Annotated in this window: 14 protein-coding genes and 1 pseudogene; 8 read left to right on the top strand and 7 right to left on the bottom strand. The window is 72.3% G+C overall.

The annotated features are described in order from the left end of the window. The first annotated feature begins 17 nt into the window (after positions 1-17). Together ACFY1U_RS19050 and ACFY1U_RS19045 are read left to right on the top strand one after the other, a co-directional pair. Positions 18-971, top strand: a complete 954-nt coding sequence (locus ACFY1U_RS19050; protein WP_390695264.1) for an expansin EXLX1 family cellulose-binding protein — start codon at positions 18-20, stop codon at positions 969-971. Positions 972-1,298: 327 nt separating this feature from the next. After that, positions 1,299-3,311 (top strand): non-reducing end alpha-L-arabinofuranosidase family hydrolase, encoded by a 2,013-nt coding sequence (locus ACFY1U_RS19045; protein ID WP_390695263.1) that lies wholly within the window; start codon positions 1,299-1,301, stop codon positions 3,309-3,311. A gap of 51 nt (positions 3,312-3,362) precedes the next feature. Here ACFY1U_RS19045 and ACFY1U_RS19040 read toward each other — a convergent pair. Continuing rightward, a pseudogene (locus ACFY1U_RS19040) lies at positions 3,363-3,455 on the bottom strand (VOC family protein); the annotation flags it as partial. A gap of 40 nt (positions 3,456-3,495) precedes the next feature. Here ACFY1U_RS19040 and ACFY1U_RS19035 point away from each other — a divergent pair. From ACFY1U_RS19035 to ACFY1U_RS19025, 3 genes are all read left to right on the top strand, one after another. Further along, positions 3,496-6,849 carry a BTAD domain-containing putative transcriptional regulator gene (locus tag ACFY1U_RS19035; RefSeq protein WP_390695262.1) on the top strand — a complete coding sequence of 1,118 codons (3,354 nt, stop codon included), beginning with the start codon at positions 3,496-3,498 and terminating at the stop codon, positions 6,847-6,849. A 197-nt stretch (positions 6,850-7,046) separates the two neighbouring features. Then, positions 7,047-8,846 carry a serine/threonine-protein kinase gene (locus ACFY1U_RS19030; protein ID WP_390695261.1) on the top strand — a complete coding sequence of 600 codons (1,800 nt, stop codon included), beginning with the start codon at positions 7,047-7,049 and terminating at the stop codon, positions 8,844-8,846. Beyond that, the gene (locus tag ACFY1U_RS19025; RefSeq protein ID WP_390695260.1) at positions 8,843-9,511 is read left to right on the top strand and encodes a hypothetical protein; all 669 of its coding nucleotides are present in this window, start codon (positions 8,843-8,845) and stop codon (positions 9,509-9,511) included. The genes ACFY1U_RS19030 and ACFY1U_RS19025 overlap by 4 nt, the downstream gene beginning before the upstream one ends. Here the strand turns inward: ACFY1U_RS19025 and ACFY1U_RS19020 are convergent. The 6 genes from ACFY1U_RS19020 to ACFY1U_RS18995 form a co-directional block, all read right to left on the bottom strand. Next, the gene (locus ACFY1U_RS19020; protein WP_390695259.1) at positions 9,392-12,895 is read right to left on the bottom strand and encodes a BTAD domain-containing putative transcriptional regulator; all 3,504 of its coding nucleotides are present in this window, start codon (positions 12,893-12,895) and stop codon (positions 9,392-9,394) included. The two genes, ACFY1U_RS19025 and ACFY1U_RS19020, sit on opposite strands and share 120 nt — an antisense overlap. Positions 12,896-12,975: 80 nt before the next feature. Next, positions 12,976-14,679 (bottom strand): phosphoenolpyruvate--protein phosphotransferase, encoded by a 1,704-nt coding sequence (locus tag ACFY1U_RS19015; RefSeq protein ID WP_390695258.1) that lies wholly within the window; start codon positions 14,677-14,679, stop codon positions 12,976-12,978. Next, a complete protein-coding gene (gene dhaL, locus ACFY1U_RS19010) occupies positions 14,676-15,302 on the bottom strand; it encodes a dihydroxyacetone kinase subunit DhaL (RefSeq protein WP_390695257.1) in 627 nt (208 codons plus the stop codon). Before dhaL ends, ACFY1U_RS19015 begins: the two co-directional genes overlap by 4 nt. Positions 15,303-15,453: 151 nt before the next feature. Next, a complete protein-coding gene (gene dhaK / locus ACFY1U_RS19005; RefSeq protein ID WP_390695256.1) occupies positions 15,454-16,452 on the bottom strand; it encodes a dihydroxyacetone kinase subunit DhaK in 999 nt (332 codons plus the stop codon). Beyond that, entirely contained in the window at positions 16,449-17,219 is a 771-nt protein-coding gene (locus ACFY1U_RS19000; RefSeq protein WP_390695255.1) for an MIP/aquaporin family protein, read from the bottom strand. The genes dhaK and ACFY1U_RS19000 overlap by 4 nt, the downstream gene beginning before the upstream one ends. 260 nt (positions 17,220-17,479) lie before the next feature. Next, a complete protein-coding gene (locus tag ACFY1U_RS18995) occupies positions 17,480-18,259 on the bottom strand; it encodes an IclR family transcriptional regulator (protein ID WP_390695254.1) in 780 nt (259 codons plus the stop codon). A 61-nt stretch (positions 18,260-18,320) separates the two neighbouring features. Here ACFY1U_RS18995 and dhaM point away from each other — a divergent pair, with 61 nt between their 5' ends. The 3 genes from dhaM (at position 18,321) to ACFY1U_RS18980 (ending at position 19,524) form a co-directional block, all read left to right on the top strand. Beyond that, positions 18,321-18,713, top strand: coding sequence for a dihydroxyacetone kinase phosphoryl donor subunit DhaM (gene dhaM, locus ACFY1U_RS18990; RefSeq protein WP_390695253.1), 393 nt, complete (start codon positions 18,321-18,323; stop codon positions 18,711-18,713). Then, positions 18,697-18,996, top strand: a complete 300-nt coding sequence (locus tag ACFY1U_RS18985) for an HPr family phosphocarrier protein (protein ID WP_390695252.1) — start codon at positions 18,697-18,699, stop codon at positions 18,994-18,996. Before dhaM ends, ACFY1U_RS18985 begins: the two co-directional genes overlap by 17 nt. A gap of 75 nt (positions 18,997-19,071) precedes the next feature. Then, complete coding sequence (locus tag ACFY1U_RS18980; RefSeq protein ID WP_390695251.1) at positions 19,072-19,524, top strand: ATP-binding protein; 453 nt, start codon at positions 19,072-19,074, stop codon at positions 19,522-19,524. Positions 19,525-19,566 lie beyond the last annotated feature (42 nt).

The raw sequence follows: 19,566 nt of genomic DNA, 5'->3' as shown, positions 1-19,566 counted from the left end.
CTTCCGAACGGACAGGTATGAAGACAGCGAGGCAGGCCGAGCGGGAGCGCAGGTACAGACGCCGACTCCAGCTGGGCACCACATTGGCACTGGCCGCCGCGGGCGTTCTCGCCGTCATGGTCATGGGGGTGGTCCCCGGCCGCGGGGCGAATGGAGTGTCTGCCGCGGGCACCCCCTCCGCCACCACCCAGGTGAGGGCCGCCGACTCGGCCGAGGCGCGCCCCGGGGCCACGTCGGCGTCCCCGACCACGACCGGCACGCCGTCGCCGACAGCCGCTGCGACCACCCATTCGGCTCGTCCGTCGGCCAAGAGCACCCCGCACTCCCGGCGAACGACGTCCACCGCGGCAGCACCGGCAGGACGGATCCGGCCCAACACGACCTACACCGGGGTCGCCACCGCCTACGAGGCCGGTGACGGAAACGGCGCCTGTCTGTTCGGACCCAGCGCCGACCTCATGATCGCCGCGATGAACACCACCGACTACGAGACGGCCAGGGCCTGCGGCGCCTACGTGCTCGTCCACGCGGCCAACGGCGCCTCCGTCACCGTACGGATCACCAACGAATGCCCCCTGCCCTGCGCACCCGGGCAACTCGACCTCAGTCAGCAGGCCTTCGCCAAGCTCGCCGACCTCAAGGTCGGCCGGCTGCCGATCACCTGGCAGCTGGTGAGCCCCAGCACGGTCGGCACGATGTCGATCAGGTACAAGACCGGGTCCAGCCCCTACTGGTGCGGCATCCAGGTGATCGGCCACCGGAATCCGGTGGCGCGGCTGGAGGTCCGCACGTCAGGCGGCTGGCGGCAGTTGCCGCGCACCGACTACAACTACTTCATTTCCGCCGACGGCGCCGGATGCGGCGGCTCGATCAGAGTCACGGACGTCTACGGGCAACAGCTGACCGTCAGCGGGATCGCCCTGCGGCCGGACGTCGCGCAAGCGACCCAGGTCCAGTTCGCCCGGCACTGATCGCGCCGGCCGTCTCGATGAACTCGCGCACAGCGGTGCGCGGGTTCCCCGAGTGGACTCCCCAACTTTCGTTGGCCATTACGAAACTCAAGCAGTCACGGATCCTAGGCATGCCATCGAGGATGTCAATACTTATGGCCGAAGCAGCTTTGCGTGGCAGGTTCTGACCGGACAGCGGCCTTCGAATGTTTCGACGCCAGCGACGAATCATGCGAGAGGGATTGACGCGTCTTAAGGCGTCCCTATCATCCGAGATGCTCGACAAGTCGACGGTCGTTCGACATGTCGGATGTCATGAACGCGTCAATCCCGATCACGAGGAGAAGCATGAACCCACTGAAGTGGCTCGGCCGTCGCCGAGTCCCGGTTTTAGGCCTGCTCGCCGTGGCCGCCCTGGTGACACCCGGGACGGCGTCCGGCGCGCCCGGCCCCACCATCCAGGCATCCACGCTGGGCGCCCAGGCGGCCCAGTCCGGACGGTACTTCGGGACCGCCGTGGCCGCCGGACGGCTCGGCGACAGCACGTACGGCAGGATCCTGGACCGCGAGTTCAACGCGATCACGCCCGAGAACGAGATGAAGTGGGACACGACGGAGCCGTCCCGCGGCAACTTCAACTTCGGCCCCGGCGACCAGATCGTCAGCCACGCCACGGCGCACGGTCAGCGGATGCGCGGCCACACCCTGGTCTGGCACTCCCAACTGCCCGGCTGGGTCAGCTCCATCAGGGACGCGAACACGCTCCGCAGCGTGATGAACAACCACATCACCACCGTCATGAACCACTACAAGGGCAAGATCTACGCCTGGGACGTGGTCAACGAGGCCTTCGCCGACGGCGGCAGCGGCCAGCACCGCTCCTCGGTCTTCCAGAACCTGCTGGGCGACGGCTTCATCGAGCAGGCCTTCCGCACCGCACGGTCGGCCGACCCGGCGGCCAAGCTCTGCTACAACGACTACAACATCGAGAACTGGAGCGACGCCAAGACCCAAGGTGTCTACCGCATGGTCCGCGACTTCAAGTCGCGCGGGGTGCCCCTCGACTGCGTCGGCTTCCAGTCGCACTTCGGCACCGGCGGCCCTCCGGCGAGTTTCCAGACGACCCTGTCGAACTTCGCCGCCCTGGGTGTGGACGTACAGATCACCGAGCTGGACATCGCGCAGGCCTCGCCGACGGCGTACGCGAACACGGTGCGGGCCTGTCTGAACGTGCCGCGCTGCAACGGCATCACGGTGTGGGGCATCCGCGACAGCGACTCCTGGCGCAGCGGGGACAACCCCCTGCTGTTCGACCGCAACGGCAACAAGAAGCCGGCGTACAACGCCACGCTGACGGCGATGGGCGGCACGCCCGCCGCGACCCGCGGCGCCGCCAAGGCCGCCGCCCTGCCCAGCCGTTACTCATGGAGCTCCAGCGGCCCGCTGATCGCCCCCAAACCGGACGCCAGCCACACCATCGCCGGGATCAAGGATCCGACGGTCGTCTTCTACAACGGCAAGTACCACGTGTTCGCCAGCGTGGCCGGCTCCTCCGGGTACAGCCTGGTGTACCTGAACTTCAGTGACTGGTCCCAGGCCGGCTCGGCCACGCACCACTACCTGGACCGCACCGCCATCGGCACCGGATACCGGGCCGCGCCCCAGGTCTTCTACTACGCGCCGCAGCGCCTTTGGTACCTCGTCTACCAGACCGGCAACGCCTCGTACTCCACCAACTCCGACATCAGCAATCCCAACGGGTGGAGCGCGCCCCGCAACTTCTACTCGTCGATGCCGGACGTCATCCGGCAGCACATCGGAGGCGGCAACTGGGTCGACATGTGGGTGATCTGCGACAGCGCCAACTGCTACCTGTTCTCCTCCGACGACAACGGACACCTCTACCGCTCGCAGACGACCGTCGGCCAGTTCCCGAACGGCTTCACCAACACCGTGATCGCGGCCCAGGACGCCAACAAGTACGCCCTGTTCGAAGCGAGCAACGTGTACAAGGTGCAGGGCAGCAACCAGTACCTCCTGCTCATCGAGGCCATCGGCTCGGACGGCCGGCGCTACTTCCGCTCCTGGTCCGCGAGCAGCCTCGCCGGCTCCTGGGCACCGCTGGCCGCGTCCGAGAGCAATCCGTTCGCCAGGGCGAGCAACGTGACGTTCCCGGCCGGTGCCTGGAGCCGGGACATCAGTCACGGCGAGATGATCCGCGCGGGCTACGACCAGACGCTCACGATCCCGGCCTGCAAGCTGCAGTACCTGTACCAGGGCAAGGACCCAGGCGCCGGCGGCGACTACAACAGCCTGCCGTGGCGGCTGGGCCTGCTCACCCAGACCAATTCCAGCTGCTGACCCCGTGGGCCCCGCGGCTCGTGCGGGGCCCATGCCCCTTCCGGAGCCTCGGGAAGTCATGGCGGCCCGGTCGGACTCGCTGGGCAGAACGCAGAATTCGTTGCCTTCGGGATCAGCCAGGACCGCCCGGCCGGAGCCGTCGGGAAAGGCATCCAGGTGGGCGCATGCCGGGCACTATGGGCGTATGGAGCACGCCGACGGTGAGGGGCCGAGACCGGGCGCCCGGGGGCCGGAGCCCCGTGAGGCCGCCGGGCTGCGGATCGGTGTTCTCGGTGAGCTGACCGTGACGCGTGGCGGGCGGGCACTGAGCCTCGGCGGGCCCCGGCCGCGTGCGCTGTTCGCGCTGCTGGTGCTGGCTCGGGGCGCTGTGGTCACCTGCGACCGGCTGGTCGACGCCATGTGGGGCGAGGAGCCGCCGCCGAGCGCGGTCGGTGCTCTGCAGGCGTACGTCTCGCGGCTGCGGCGGGAGCTGGACCCGGCCCGTACGACCGGTTCCCGCAGCAGCGTCCTCGTACGGGAGGGCGCCGGTTACGCGATCCGCCTCGCCCCCGACGAGGTCGACGCCTGGCGGTTCGAAGCGCTGCTCGACCAGGCCGGCCGGCCCGCGACATCGGCGGCGGAGAGGGTCGGCCTGCTCACCGAGACGCTCACCCTCTGGAGGGGCCCGGCCTTCGCGGGATTCGAGGACGCGGCCTGGGCACGGGCGGAGGCGGCGCGCCTTGCGGAGTTGCGTGAGGTGGTACGGGAGCGGCTCCTGGCGGCCCGCCTGGAGCGCGGCGAGCAGGGCGAGGTCCTGCTCGACGAGGCCGAGGACCTCGTCGCCGAACAGCCCCTGCGCGAGGAGCGCTGGTCCCTGCTGGCCCTTGCCTGCTATCGGGCCCGTGGCCGGGCCGAGGCCCTCTCCGTACTGCGTCGCGCCCGCCGCACTCTTGCCGACCGGACGGGCATTGATCCCGGTCCCGCCCTGCGCGGCGTCGAGGCCGAGATCCTGTCCCGGGCGCCGCGCCTCGCCGTGCCCGTACCGGCTACCGGGTCGGCGCTCACCTCCGCGTCCGGCCAACTCGTCGAGCGGGGACATGAGTTGGCCGAACTGCAGGAGTGTCTGTCGGACGCGGTCGCCGGCCGCGGTGGACTGGTGTGTGTGCAGGGGCCCGCCGGGATCGGCCGGAGCGCACTGCTGGCGGAGGCGGACCGGTTGGGCCGGGAGTCGGGCGTACGGGTGCGCGGTGCGCACGCTTCCTCGCCCGCTCGCCCGCGTGAACCCTACGACGCCGTACGACAGTTGCTCGGCCCGGAAGCCACCCAGCAGGCCGGCGTGCCGCCGACCGCTGCGACGCCGGTCGCCGGCGGCCCGCACGGCTTCGACGTTCTGCACGCGCTGTACCGACTGACCGAGCGCCTGGTCACCGTCGACGAGCCCTCGCGGCGTCCCCTGCTCCTCCTCGTGGACGATCTGCAGGCGTGCGATACGGCGTCCCTGCGCTTCCTTGCCCATCTGCTGCCGCGCATTCAGACCCTGCCGATTCTCGTGGTCACCGCGCTGCGCACCGGGGAACTTCCTGCCGTGGACGAGAACGAGCAGGTCCTGGCCGACATCGTGCAGGACCCGACGGTGGTCCACATCCGGCCGGAGCCACTCGGTGCGGCAGGTGTCGATCGGCTCGTACGGCGACGGCTCGGCGCCCTGGTGCACGAGGACGTCGTCCAGGCCTGCCACCGGGTGTCGGCGGGGCTGCCGTTGCTGCTGACACACGTCCTCGGAACCTTGGAGACGGCGGAAGAAGCGACGGATCCGCGCGTCGTGGAGGAGGCCGGCATCCGTGCCGTCTCCGGCCTCCTGCTCGCGCGGCTCGACCGGCTGCCGTCCGCCGCCGCGCAGGTCGTACGGGCGATCGCGGTCCTCGGCGGCGGGGCCTCGCTGCCGGCGGTCGCCGCCTTCGCGGAGCTGTCCGAGCAGGACGTGGCCACGGCGACGGCGGCCCTGGTGCGGGCCGAAGTGGTCCGTGACCAGTACCCGTTGGACTTCGTCCATCCCCTGGCCGGCGAGGCCGTGCTGCGGACGGTGTCCCAGCGGGAGCGACCGGCCCTGCACGGAAGGGCGGCGCGGCTGCTCGACCGTGCCGGGGCGGCTCCGGAGCGGATCGCCGCGCATCTGCTCCTGGTCCCCTACCGCGGCGACCCCTGGGTGGTCGACGTCCTGCGCACCGCGGCGGCACGCGCGCGGACCCGCGGCGCCAACGACGCCGCCGCCACCTTGCTCACGCGGGCGCTGCTCGAACCGCCCGCCCAGGACGTCCGGCCCGAAGTGCTGCTGGAACTCGGCCGCGCCGAAGCCCTCGTCGACGGGCCGGCGGCGGCCCGGCATCTGCGGGAGGCGTACGAGACGTCACCGTCGGCCGCGGGCGCCGCCCGTCTGCTCGCGCAGACGCTGATCTACACCGGCAAGCCCGGTGAGGCGGCCGAGTTCGCGGCACGGGCGGCGGCGCAGCTGCCGCCCACCGGGCGAGCCGCTGCGGACGGCAGGGCCGACGAGTGGCAGGGGCTGGTGGCCCTGGCCCGGCTCGGCGCCTTCGCGCACGGGCTCCGCACCGCGGGCGCCGACGGACCGGGCGGTCGACTGCCACCTCCCCTGGGCGAGGGGCCCGGCGCCCGTATGCTCTCCGCCGAGGCGGCGAGGGAGGCCACCGTATGGGCACTCGACCGCGCCGCAGCCGTCGCCTCCGCCCGCTTCGCGCTCACCGAACGTGTCCTGCTGCACAGCGGCGAGATCCTCTCCTGGTGCACCGCGGGCGTTGTGCTGCAGCTGGCCGGCGAGGACGTGAGGCGGCTGTGGGACGAGACGCTGACGTACACCGGGCAGCGGGGGTCGCTGGTCGGGGCGCTCTCGGCGCATCTGTGGCAGGGGTTCACCCGGTGGCGGCACGGCGAGCTGGACCAGGCGCGCCGGTCGCTGGAGGCCGCGCTGGAAGAGTTCGGCGCGTGGGGGGTCACGCCCGGGGCCCCGCAGTGCCGGGCCTTCCTGACGGGTGTGCTGCTCGACCTCGGGGACATCGGCGCGGCCCGTGCTTGCCTTGAGCGGATGCGGCAGCGGAGCGCGGGTGCCGAGGGGGCGCGGCTGCGCGGGGAGAGCGAGGCCCGCGTGCTGCTCGCCGAGAGCCGGTACGCACAGGCGCTGGCCGTGCTGGACGGCGTACGGCATCTCCAGCCCGAGGTGGTGAACCCGGTGTGGTGGGACGGGGAACTGCTGCGGGTGCGGGCGTTGACCGGGCTGGATGAGCGGGACCGGGCCGAACAGCTCGCGCGGGAGCAGCTGTTGATGGCCCGCAGGTGGGGCGCGCCCGGCACCGTCGCCCGGGTACTGCGGCTGCTCGGTGAGGCGCGCGGGCCCGACGGCGCGACCGAACTCCGGGAGGCGCTCGACCTTGCGGCCGACAGCCCGGCTCGCCTGGAGCACCGGCGTGCCCGGCAGTCCCTGCATGCCGTGACCTGCGGGGACACCTCCGAGGACGGCGTCGTACGCCGATTCCCCCCTGTGTGATCGGCGTACGACTAACCGTCGGGAGGAGAATCCGACGCCCGACTTGCGATCGGCTTGCAAGCGGTTCGCAAGGCCGATGGTGCATCGTCCATTTCCCAGAGGGAGCACACGCATCACGAGGCAGATGCATCACGAGGCAGAGGCACGGCAAGAGCACGAACGGGGGCGGTCCGGGGGACGGGCCGGACGCACAGGACATGAGCGAAGCGATACGCGGTGGGGGCCCGTGGGCGGTCCCCGGCTACACACAGATCAAGGAGCTGGGCTCGGGGGCCAGCGGCCGGGTGGTCCTGGCCACGCACGACACCACCGGCACCCACGTGGCGATCAAGTACCTCGCCGAACAGCTCTGTGACGACCCCGCCTTCCGTGAGGTCTTCCGCACCGAGGCCCGGCTGCTGGGCGAACTGCGCTCCCCTCATGTCGTGGCGCTGTACGAGTACGTGGAGAGTCCGCGCGGTGCCGCCATCGTCATGGAGCTCGTGGACGGCGTGCCGTTGCGCAAGCTGCTGCGGGAGCACGGCGCCACGACCCCCGAGGCCGCGCTCGTCGTGCTCAAGGGGTCGCTGCTCGGCCTCGCGGCGGCCCATGCGGAAGGTGTCGTGCACCGCGACTACAAGCCGGACAACGTCCTGGTCGCCGCCGACGGTTCCTCCAAGCTGGTGGACTTCGGGATCGCCGTGCCGAGCGGGGTGGCCGCCAATGCCTCGGGCACGCCGACCTATATGGCGCCCGAGCAGTGGACCGGCGGTGCGGCCGGGCCGGCCACGGACGTGTACGCGGCGACCGCGACCTTCTTCGAGTGCCTGACCGGCATGAAGCCGTATCCGGGCCAGACGCTGGCCGAGCTGGCCGTCCAGCACATCGAGGCACCGATCCCGGCCGAGCTGGCTCCCGAACCGGTGCGCCCGCTGATCCGCAGGGGCCTGGCCAAGACGCCCGAGGAGCGCCCGGAGAGCGCGGCGGCGTTCGTCGAGGAGCTCGAGGCCGTCGCGGCGGGCGCGTACGGAGAGGAGTGGGAGGAGAACGGCCGACGCGAACTCGCCGCCCTTGCTGCCCTGTTCCTCCTGCTCTTCCCGCTCGCGGACGGTACGGCCTCGGGCACGACTGCCCTGGCCACGACCACCCTCGGGTCGGGCGCCCGTCGGCTGCCCGGCAGAAGGGGGAAGGTCCTGGCCTCAGTGGCGGCGGGGGTCGTGCTGGTGGTCGGCGGGGTCGCGGTGACGGCCGTCGCCACGGGTGGGGGCGGTGGGCACCGCACGACGCACGGTGCCGGGTCCGGTGACTCCGGCGACGGGACCGGTCCGACCGGGTCGGCCGACTCTCCCGACGGCAGCCCCTCGGCGCCGGACGGCTCCGCGTCACCCTCCGGGAGCGATGCGCCCTCCGCGTCGGCGTCCGGGAAGGGCGGCGCCTCGCCCAGTGCCGACGGAACGTCCGGTGGCACGGGCGGCGGATCGTCCGGGGCAGGCGGGACGACGTCCACGACGGGCGGCGGTACGAGCGGCACGGGCGGCGGCGGGACCACCGGCGGCAGCACCTCCGGCGGCGGTACGACCACGAGCGGTTCCTCCACCAGCGGCGGCGGGACGACGACAAGCGGTGGTTCCACGAGCGGCGGCGGCACCCCCACGCCCACACCCACACCCACCCTCGACGTCACCTCGGCACAGATCAACGCGGTGGGCCCGACCTCGGCCACCTGCACGATCGTGGCCTCCGTCAGCGTGACGACCGACGGCGCCGCCGACGGCACGCTCTACCTCAGCTGGTACGTCAGCGACTCGGCCGGCGCCGTCGGCACCGTCGTCGCCACCGACCCGGTCGCACTGCCCAAGGGGAAGACGCAGATCTCGGGCCGCTACACCCACGCCTTCCCCGTCCCGACGCGCTACGACTACCTCGGCGTCAGGGTCACCACCGATCCCGCCGCCGACTCCGGCAACGGTTCCTTCCAGTCCACCGCGGCTCCCGTCGATTGCGACCCGCCCCGATGAGCACACCCTCCGAGGACCCCCGACTGCGGTTCGCCCGCACCGACCCGGAGTCCCACTCCGGCGACCTCGACCTCACCGCCACCCTCCCGCCGACCGATCCCGCCGCCACGCTGCATCTTCCGCCCTCGGAAGCGGCGGAGGGCGAGACCCGTTTCGGGCCCGGCGTGCCCGGTGCGCCGGGCACCACCGACAACCGCGCGACGGGCATCTGGCGGGGCACGGTCACCCCGGAGGTGCCGTCCGCCGTAACCGCTCGCCGGCCCCGGCCGTGGTGGCGACGCGAACTGCGGTTCCTGCTGGTGGTGGTCGCGGTCGTCGTGGCCGTCGTCGTGGCCATGCGGTCCTGCACGGCGGCCGGGTCACCGCTGAACGTGCTGGACGCCACGGTGACGGCACCCGAGGCCGGGCACTGCGCGAAGACGGTCGTCGTCACCGGAGTCCTCAAGACGGACGGCCATGCCGGCACCGTCGACTACCGCTGGAAGCGCAGCGACGGCACGGCGTCGGCCGTCCTCCATCAGGAGGTCGGCAGGAACGTCACAAGCTCAGAGGTCGTGCTGCGCTGGAGCTTCGACGGCCGCGGCACCATGAAGGCCACCGCCACCCTCGACGTGCTCTCGCCGGACCGGTTGACGGCCTCGACCAGCTTCACCTACGCCTGTTAGTCCGTGTTCCGCGAGACCCGCCGCCCCGCACTCCCGCGCGATGCTCCGCCCCCGGCCCAGCAAGGAGCCGGCCTCGTCCTCCGGGGCGTGTGCGGCGAGCGCGTACAGCGCGCGGGCGTACTCCAGCCGTGCCGGGCCATGCGCCAGGAGGGCGACCGCCTCGCGTAGTTGAGGCTCGCCCTCGGGCCCGCGCAGTTGTCCGACGATCCGCAGCATCCGCCCCAGTGTGCTGGGAGCACCCCACCCCCGGGCGACCGTCAGCTGCTCCTCGGCCAGCGCCAGCGCCTCGGCCCGTCGGCCGACCCCCGCGAGTGCGCGCACCCGCAGCAACGACCACGGCCACCACGCCGGGTTGGCCACGGCGGGCTGGAGGTGCCCCACGCCGTCGAGGGCGGCCAGCGCCTCCTCGTAGCGGCCTTCCGCGTTCAGGACGCCTGCCTCGCTCTCCCCCAGCAGCCGCTGCCCCTCCGTTCCCCGGATCCAGCCGCGCATCCGCTCCAGACTGGCGCGAGCCGCCGCGGTGTCGCCGAGGTCCAGCAGGACGGCGGTCAGGAAGGTGCGGCCCTGCGGGGCCCCGGGCGCGAGACCCCAGATCTCCGACTGTCCGACCGCGGTCTCCAGGGACTGCCGTGCCGCGTTCAGGTCCCCGTGGTTCCACTGGGTGAAGCCGCGCCAGAGGTGTGTGGCGAGCACGGAGAACAGCGAGCCGCGCTCGACGGCGCGGGACACCGCCGCGTCCCACAGCTCGCCGACCTCCTCGTCGGCGAGGTGCAGCACGATGGCGGCGGTGTACCAGAGCATCTCCTCCCCGGCGGCCTGGAGCACTCCGTCGGCGACGGCGAAGCGGGCCAGTTCGACGGCCCGGGCCCGGTTGCTGCCGTCCGAGGCGGCCTCCCGGGCGAGGTTGGCGGCGAGCATCCGGGCGCCGGGGCCCTCGCCTTCGACGACGGGGTCCTCGACGGTGCGCCACAGTCGCTGGTCCAGGCCGTGCATGAACCCGCTGATGCGCTCCAGCGCCAGCAGCCCCTGCCGTTCGTCGCTCAGCTCGGCGGGCAGTTCCGCCGCTGCCCGGCGGGCGAACTCGGTGGCCTGGCCGTGCCCGCCGGCGAAGACCAGGATCCGGGCGAGCAGCAGGGCGGCGACCGCTCTGCGTTCCGGGTCGGCGAGGGTGTCGTAGGCCTGCCGCAGATGGTCCACGGCGGCCGGGCCGTTGCCGAGCATCTCGGCGCGCCCGAGTTCGAGGAGCACCTCGGGGCGGCGTTCGGGGGCGGGCGGTTCGTCGAGAACGCGGGTGAGGTAGGTGGTGGCGGCGTCGGGGGCGCCCCGGCCGGCGGCCTCACGGGCGGCCGCGCAGAGGATGTCCACCACACCCGGGTCGCCCCGGTGCGGGGCGAGCAGCAGCTGGGCCGCTGTCCGCTCCGGAGGTGCGCCCGCGGCGGACAGCGCGCGGGCCGCCCGTTCGTGCCGCAACTGCCGCTCGCCGGGAGGCAGTTCGCGGTAGACGGCGTCTCCGACGAGGGGGTGGACAAAGGCGTGGGGTCGGCCGTCGCGCAGGATGTCGGCCTGCACGAGCGGCACGATCGCCTGTGCCGCCTCCGTCTCCGGCCTCTCCATGAGCGCCGCGATCTCGGCGAGCGTCGCCGCCCCGTCTCCCAGCACGGCGACGGCCTGCGCGGCGGCCCGTGCGCCTTCGGGCAGCCGCGCGATCCGGCCAAGGACCAGCCCGGACACCGCGCGCGCCCCGGTCTCGGCGACCTCCCGGGTGTGCGCGGCGTCGGGCCGTGTCCCGCGTGCATGCAGTGCCCGCAGCAACTGCCGCAGCAGCAGCGGGTTTCCGGCCGTGGCGCGATGGCAGGCCGCCGTGAACTCCTCCTGGGGTTCCGCACCGAGCGTCCGGCGTACGAGTCCGGCGACCCCGCTCGCCGTCAACGGAGTGGGCCTGATCCGCACCACCTCGGGATCTGTCGTCAGCGCTCCCGGCAGCTCCTCGCCGTGTTGCTGCTCCCCCGTCCGCAGGGTGAGGGCGATGAGCGCCGGCAGCCCTTCGAGCCGGCCCGCCAGATACGCCAGGAACCGCAGCGAACCGCTGTCGCACCACTGCACGTCGTCCACGGCCAGCACCAGCGGCCCACGGGCTCGTACCAGCTTCCGCGTCAGCTCGCACAGGCCGTTGAGCACGGCGAAACTCTGCGGCTGCTGCCCCCGTATCCCCCCGAAGACGGCGCCCGCCGCGACGGCGTCCCCGGCGAGGAGGGACTCCTCACTGCCGCTCACCACCCGCTCGAACAACTGGCGTACGACCCCGAAGCCGTAGTCCTTCTCCCGCTGACTGCCCCTGGCGGTGAGGGTCAGGACGCGTTCCCCGGCGGCCAGTTCGGAGACCTCGCCGAGCAGACGGCTCTTGCCGATGCCGGCCGGGCCCTCGATGAGCACGACGGCGGGTCTGCCGTCCATCGCCGCGCGCAGGCTGTCGCGCAGCTCGGAGATCTGGAGATCCCGCTCCACGAGTACGTCGGTGCGTGGGGCGGGGCGAGGGACGAACCCTGGCCCTGAGGGAGAAGACGTGCCGGACGAAGCAGGGGCGGTGTCCGCCATCGGTCGGGGTGGGGCGTCCAGCTCAGGGGACTGGGCCAGGATCCTGGCTTCCAGGTCGCCCAGAGCCGTCCCTGGAGCGCAGGACCCGGCCGGCAGCACCTTCCTCCCGTGGCGCAGGGTCTCCAGGGCGTCGGCCTGGCGGTGGGCGCGGTAGAGGGCGAGGGCGAGAAGACGGCGGCGTTCCTCACGGAGCGGGTCCTGAGCGACGAGGGATTCGAGTTCGGGGACGAGTACGGCGTCCTCGCCGAGGGCGAGACGGGCGGCGAGCAGGCGCTCGCGGGCCAGCTCACGCAGTTCCGTGAGACGCACCGCCTCCGGGCGCGCCCAGGACTCGGCGGCGTACTCCGCGTAGGCGGGGCCCCGCCACAGGGCGAGCCCGGATTCCAGGAGGGACACCGCCTGAGCGGGCCGGTCCTGGTCCAAGTGGACGGCGGCGGACCGCAGCGCCGCCTCGAACCGCCAGGCGTCCACCGCGTCGTCCGGCAGCCGCAAGGCGTAACCCGCTCCCTCGCTGACGATGACTCCGGCGCGCGCCCTCGCCTCCCGGTCCGGTTCGAGGCAGCGCCTGAGATGGGAGACATGGGCGTGCAGCGAGGCGGCCGCACTGGGCGGCGGTGTGCCGCCCCACACCCGTTCGACCAGCCGGTCACGGGTGACGACCGAGCCCCGGGCGACGATCAGCATGGCGAGCACGGCACGCTGCCGCCGCCCGCCCAGCTCCAGCGGCTGGGCCCGGAAGCCGGCGCCGACCTCGCCGAGCACCGTCATGCGCAGTTCGTGCAGCGACACGTGGGGCATCAAACCAGAACATCGCCACACTGCTCCACAGCAGTCTCACAACAAATGCACGACTTCGCCCCCCTCGCGGTTCAGGCGCGTTCGTCCCAGGGCAGCGACGGCTGACAGCACTGCTCGACGAGTCGCCAGACCTCTTCGGGCGTCTCGCGGGTGAGGGCGACGGCGGCCAGGGAGGCGCAGGTGTCGTGGCGCAGGCGGCGGATGCGGGACCGGACCTCGTCGAGGGCGGCGGGGCCGGCCGAGAGGCTGTCGCAGCCGAGGCCGATGAGGAGGGGGGTCACCAGGGGGTGTGCGGCGGCGTCGCCGCAGACGGAGACCTGGCGATCGTGGCGGTGGGCGGCGGCGACCACGCGGGCGATGGCGTCGAGTACGGCGGGGTGTGCCGCCATGGCGGGGGTGGCGGCGGGGTCGCGCCGGTCCAGGCCCAGGATCTGGCAGGTGAGGTCGTTGCTCCCGATGGAGAAGAAGGAGGCCTCGCGGGCGAGGTCGTCGGCGGCGGCGACCGCTTCGGGCAGTTCCACCATGATGCCCAGGGGTGGCACCGGGACGCCGGCTTCGGTGGCCGCGGTCTCGAGGAGGCGTCGGCAGGCGCGCAGTTCCCCGACGCTCGCGACCATGGGGATCATGATGCGCAGGTCCGTGCCGGCGCCGGCACCGAGCAGGCTGCGGAACTGGTCGGCGAATGCGTCCGGTTGGGCGAGCATGAGGGGCAGGCCGCGCCCGAGCCGCCCGTCCTCGCGGCTCTCGGCGAGGAACGGCGGCAGCTTGTCGTCGGCGAAGTCGAGCGTGCGCGCCGTGACGACCTGCCCGGTGAGTGCGCGCAGGACGGGGACGAGGGTCGCCGCGTGCTGAGCGCGGGTGGGCCAGGCGCGATGGTTGAGGAAGGGGAGTTCGGTGCGGAGCAGGCCGACACCTTCGGCGCCCGTGGCCAGGGCCGCGCGGGCCTCGGCCGGGGTGGCCACATTGGCCCGCAGCACGATGCGGTGGCGGTCGAGTGTCTCGGCGGGCAGGTCACGCTCCTCGGCGAGGGCGAGCCTGCGGGTCCGGGCGGCCTCCATCGCTCGTAGGGCACTGGCGCGTTCCTCGTCGTCGGGGTGGGCGACAGCGCTGCCCTGATCGGCGTCGAGCAGGATCTCCCGCCCGTCCGGCAGGTCGAGCAGCCGCGGGTCGACGGCAAGGAGGAAGGGGACGCCCAGCGAGCGGGCGACGATGGCGGCATGGGAGTTCGGGCCGCCGGTCACGGAGATGGCGGCTGTCACCGTCCGGCCGGGTTCCAGCAGGTCCGCGGCGCCGATTTCACGGGCGACCAGGACGAGGGGCTGGTCCGGGGCCGGCCCCGTGTCGCCGTGGAGGTGCGCGAGGACGCGCCGGCCGACCTGCCGTACGTCCGCGGCGCGTTCGGCGAGGTTGGGGTCGTCCAGAGCGGCGATGGTTTTGGCGTAGGTGTCGATGGCCTGCCGGACGGCGACGGGTACCGGCCGGCCGTCCTTCGCTGCCTTGACGGCCTGGTCGCGCAGATCCGGGTCCTGGGCGATGTAGCTGTTGACCTCCATGATGTCGGCCTGTTCGTCCTTGCCCTGTGCGCGCAGCGAGGTCGACAGTTCGAGCAGGCGGAGGGCGACCGCGTCGAAGGCGTCGGTGATCTGCTGGGTGGGATCGCCGCCTGCGCGGTGGGGCAATGCTCCTCTCGTGAAGGGACGGTCGGTGCGGTGGAGAACGCCGAGGGCTGTGCCGGGTGCGGCGGCGTGCCCGGTGAAGGTGCGGCGGTCGGTCACCGGGCCCCCAGCGTCTCGGCGAGGGCGCGGAAGACCAGGGCGGTGGAGGTGGCGCCGGGATCCTGGTGGCCGATGCTGCGGGCGCCGAGGTAGGAGGCGCGGCCCTTGCGTGCCTGCATCGGGGTGGTGGCGCGCATGCCCTCTTCGGCGGCGTCGGCGGCGGCCGCTGCCGCGGCGCCCAAGTCGGCCCCGGCGTCGGCCTGTTGCCGGAAGGCGGCCAGCGCCGGGGTGTAGGCGTCGATCATGGTCTTGTCGCCGGGTGCGGCCGCGCCGAGCTTCTCGATGCTCGCGAGGCCGGCGGCCAGAGCGGCGGCGAGCTGCTGCGGGTCGGCGGTGGCGGTGTCCAGGGCCTTGCCGATGGCACGGAAGGCGCCGCCGTACAGCGGTCCGGAGGCGCCGCCGACGGTGGAGATGAGGGTGGTGCCGGTCTTGACCAGTACGGCCCCCACGGTGTCCGGCTCGTAGTCGGCCAGGGCCGTGACGGCGGCGGAGAAGCCGCGGTGCATGTTGGTGCCGTGGTCGGCGTCGCCGATGGCCGAGTCGAGTTGGGTGAGGTGGTCCTTGTGCTGGTCCACGGCGGCTGCGATGGCCTGCACCCAGGTGCGGGCGAGGTCGGTGTCCACGGAGTCTCCGTTCGGGGTCGGTACGGGGTTGGCGGGTGGTGTGGTGAGCCGGGGCCGGGGCGGCGGCGCGCGGGGTGCGGTCCGGGCGGCGTGGCAGCGGGAAGGCACCGTCCCGGCCCGCGCGGGTGGCGCACCCCGCCCCCGGCTCGGTTCAGATGCCCCAGCGCAGAGCCGGGGTGTTCACGGGTGCGTCCCACAGGGACAGCATGTCGGCATCGGCCTTGCACACGGTGAGGGAAACACCCGCCATGTCCAGGCTGGTCACGTAGTTGCCGACGAGGTTGCGGGCGATGACCACGCCCTTGTCCGCGAGTGCGGCGGCAACCTCGTTGAAGACCACGTAGAGCTCGATGAGCGGGGTGCCGCCGAGACCGTTGACCATGACGATGGTCTCGTCACCGGCGTCGAGAGGCTGGTCGCCGAGGACGGCGTCCAGGGCGGTGGCCACGATCTCCCGGGCCGGACGGAGCTTCTCGCGGCGCCGTCCGGGTTCACCGTGGATGCCGACGCCGACCTCCATCTCGTCCTCGGGCAGATCGAAGCCCGGCCTGCCGGAGGCGGGCGTGGTGCACGCGGTCAGCGCCACGGCGAAGGACCGGGAGGAGGCGTTGACCCGCTTGGCCATCTCGGCGACGGCGGTGAGGTCGGCGCCCTGCTCGGCGAGCGCCCCGGCGATCTTCTCGACGAACACGGTGGCGCCGGTGCCCCGGCGGCCGGCCGTATAGGTGGAGTCCTGGACGGCGACGTCGTCGTCGACCAGGACCGTCTCCACGGTGATGCCCTCCTCGACGGCGAGTTCGGCGGCCATCTGGAAGTTGAGGACGTCGCCGGTGTAGTTCTTCACGATGAACACCACGCCCGCGCCGCCGTCGACGGCCTGGGCCGCGGTGAGCATCTGGCCGGGCACGGGCGAGGTGAACACCTCACCGGCACAGGCGGCGTCCAGCATGCCCCGTCCCACGAAGCCGCCGTGCAGGGGTTCATGCCCCGAACCGCCGCCGGAGACTAGGGCGACCTTGCCCGGCTTGGTGCCCGAGGCGCGGGTGATCACCCTGTGCTCCGCGTCGACCTTCAGTGCGGGGTGGGCGGCGGCGATCCCGGACAGCGCGTCGGCCAGGACCGCTTCAGGGGCGTTGATCAGCTTCTTCATGACAGGGCTCCTTCGGCGGCTGCGACGGGCTCGGGGGTCGACTCGGCGATGGTGGTGATGCCTCGGCGGGCGTTCAGGGCGACGTAGAGGAAACCGGCGGCGACCGCTCCCACGACATCGCCGATCAGGTAGACCGGAAGCTGGTTCCAGTGGACCGTGCCGTTGAACAACTGGCCGACCAGCATGGGCCCGACGACACGCGCCGGGTTGATCGCGGAACTGGTGGCGGGTCCCACGACCATGATGACGGCGAACACGGCGAGACCGATGGCGAGCCCGGCGAAACCCCCGGCCGAACGGCGGTCGATCGCGCCGAAGACGACGAAGGCGAGTACGGCCGTGCCGACGGCTTCGGCGAAGAAGGCCTGCCCGGCGCTGACTTGAGGGCCGTACGAGGCGATGCCCAGACCGACGGTCACGGCCTTGTGGCCGAGCACCCCGATGATCGCGAGGGCTCCCAGTACCGCGCCCGCGACCTGGGCGGCTATGTAACCGGGGACGTCCCGCCAGGGCATCTTCCCCGTCGCGGCGAGCGCGAGGGTGATGGCCGGGTTGATCTGGCAGCCGGAGATGTGGCCGATCGCGTAGATCATCGCGATGACGACCGTGGCGAACGCCAGCGAGATCATGCCCAGGTCGGCGAAGGTGAACGGGGCCTTGCCGTTGACGATGAGAGTCGCGGGAACCGAACCGACGCCGATGAACACCAGCATCGCGGTGCCCAGAACCTCGGCCAGAAGCTTCTGTGGGTAGGTGTTTTCTTCCATGAAAGGCGCCCGGCGCCGAGCGGCGGCTCGGGCGTCTCACCTCCTCCGCGGGGAGCGGGCTGTGAAGGGAGAGGGAAGCCAGGTGGTGGCTTTAGCCTCCGACTACCAGGTCGTTCACTATGGATGAACGTTGTTCCGGAAATTAAGCCCGCGTTTCCGGCCTGTCAAGAGGTTCGACAGCCCTCGCGCTCCATTGACGAGCAGACCGATACGAAGAAGGCCCCACGGCGGTACGCCGAGGGGCCTGGATCGGGCGGGGCCTAGCCGAGCGTGGTGCGCGCGGCGGCCCCGCGGGGGGCGCCCAGGTCGCGGGAGAGGTTGCGGGCGGTCTCCCGGACGGCGACGGCAAGCTCCTGACGTGCCGATTCGGCCAGAATCCGCTCGACGGGGCCGACGATGCCGAGAGAGCCGACCACCTCGCCGGAGCGGTCGAAAACCGGAGAGGCGATACCGGCGTCGCCGATGGCGGACTCCTGGTCCTCGATCGCGTAGCCCGTCCTGAGGACCTCCTTCAGCTGACCGGCCAGCTCCTCCGGGGCCGTGATGCTGGAGCCGGTGAGCACCGCCGGCTCGGCCGCGAGCAGCCGCTCACGCTCGCCGGCCGGAAGGAAGGCCACGATCGCCTTGCCCAGAGCGCATGTGCTCCACGGGATACTCGCGCCCACCTCGAGGATCTGCACGGCGCCCTCGGGCCGGAAGGCATGGTGCACCACGAGGACGTGGTCGCCGGTGAGCACGGCCACCCAGACCGCCTCGTTCGTCCGGTTCGCGAGCTGGTCCGCCCAGGTCAGCGAGCGGGTACGCAGCTCCTGGGTGTCCAGGTAGGCATTGCCCAGCTGCACCAGTTCCGGGCCGAGCTGGTATTTCGAACTGTCCCGGTCCTGCACCACAAGACCCTCGGCCTCCAGCGTGCGCAGCAGCGCGTGCACGGTCGGCTTGGCCACGCCCAGGCGGTCGGCCAGCTCGGTCACTCCGAGCCGCGGACCGGTGGACGCGAGCTCCCGCAGTATCTGCACCGCTCGCTGCACAGCCTGCACCATCGAAAAATTCTCCTCGGTTCACTATTGCTGAACGCTGTTCCGACATCTACGTTAGCTGTTCATGAGCGCATCTGTCGGCATCGTACTCGTGTCCCACAGCGCCGAGCTCGCTGCGGGCCTTCGCCTGCTGGTGGAGCAGATCGGCTCCGACTCCGTTCCCCTCGCCACGGCCGGAGGCACCGACGACGGCCGGATCGGCACCAGTTACGACCTCGTCCTCGCCGCCATCCGGGGTGTCGACCGCGGTCAGGGTGTCGTCGTCCTGCCCGACCTGGGCAGCTCCGTCCTGACCGCCCGCACCGTCCTGCAAGACCATCCGCACCCCGACGTGCTGATCGTCGACGCCCCCTTCGTCGAAGGGGCCGTCGCAGCCGTCGTCACCGCCGCATCCGGCGCCGATCTGAAGACCGTCGCCGACGCCGCCAAGGAGGCCCGTCATGTCCACAAGCTCTGAGTCCACCACCACGACCGCGACGCCCCCGTCCAGCCATGAGGCGGCCGTGGTCCTGCCCGCCAATCTGCACGCTCGCCCCGCGGGCCGACTCGCCCGGGCCGCGGCCACCTTCACCAGTGCCGTACAGCTGGCATACGGCGACCGGACGGTCAATCCGACCGGCGTCCTGGCTGTCATGGCCCTGGGGGCCACCCTCGGAAGCACCGTGACCGTCCGCGCCGAGGGCCCCGACGCCGAACAGGCCGTCACGGCCTTGGCCCAGATCCTCGCCACCGCCGAGTGACCCGCACGCCACCGGCGGCGCGGACCCACTGCCGCCCGGCGACACGAGATGCAAAGACCAGTGGAGGCGACCGAGGTGAGCACCCCCGCCACACACACGCCTGACGCCGAGACACAGCCGACCACCCGGATCGAGGACCTCCGGGTGCCGCACGTCCCCGAGGCCGTTTCCGCCGTACGCCGACGGGCGCGCGCCGTTCTCGCCCGATGGCTGGTGCCCACGTCGACGGCCGACGACGCCCTCCTGGTGATCTCGGAGTTGACCACCAACGCGATCGTCCACGCGCTGCCGCCGACAGTGCTGCGGCTGTCCATGCCGGAGGACGGCACCTGCGACGCACTCCGTGTCGAGGTCACCGACGCGGGGCCGGTACGTCGACAAGGGTCCTCGCGCCGCGGCCCGCACGTCGCCGAGCTCCTCGAAAACGGCCGCGGGACCGGCATCGTCGCCGCCCTCTCCGCCCGGCACGGAATCTCCCGCCACCCCGGGAGGACCACCAGATGGGCCGTTCTCCACGTCACGGCTTGAAGTCGCTGACGCACCGTCAACGCGTCGGCGGCCACAGGGCAC

This window comes from Streptomyces sp. NPDC001351, from assembly GCF_042896045.1.
Taxonomy (GTDB): domain Bacteria; phylum Actinomycetota; class Actinomycetes; order Streptomycetales; family Streptomycetaceae; genus Streptomyces.
This window is presented reverse-complemented; position numbering and strand designations above follow the sequence as displayed.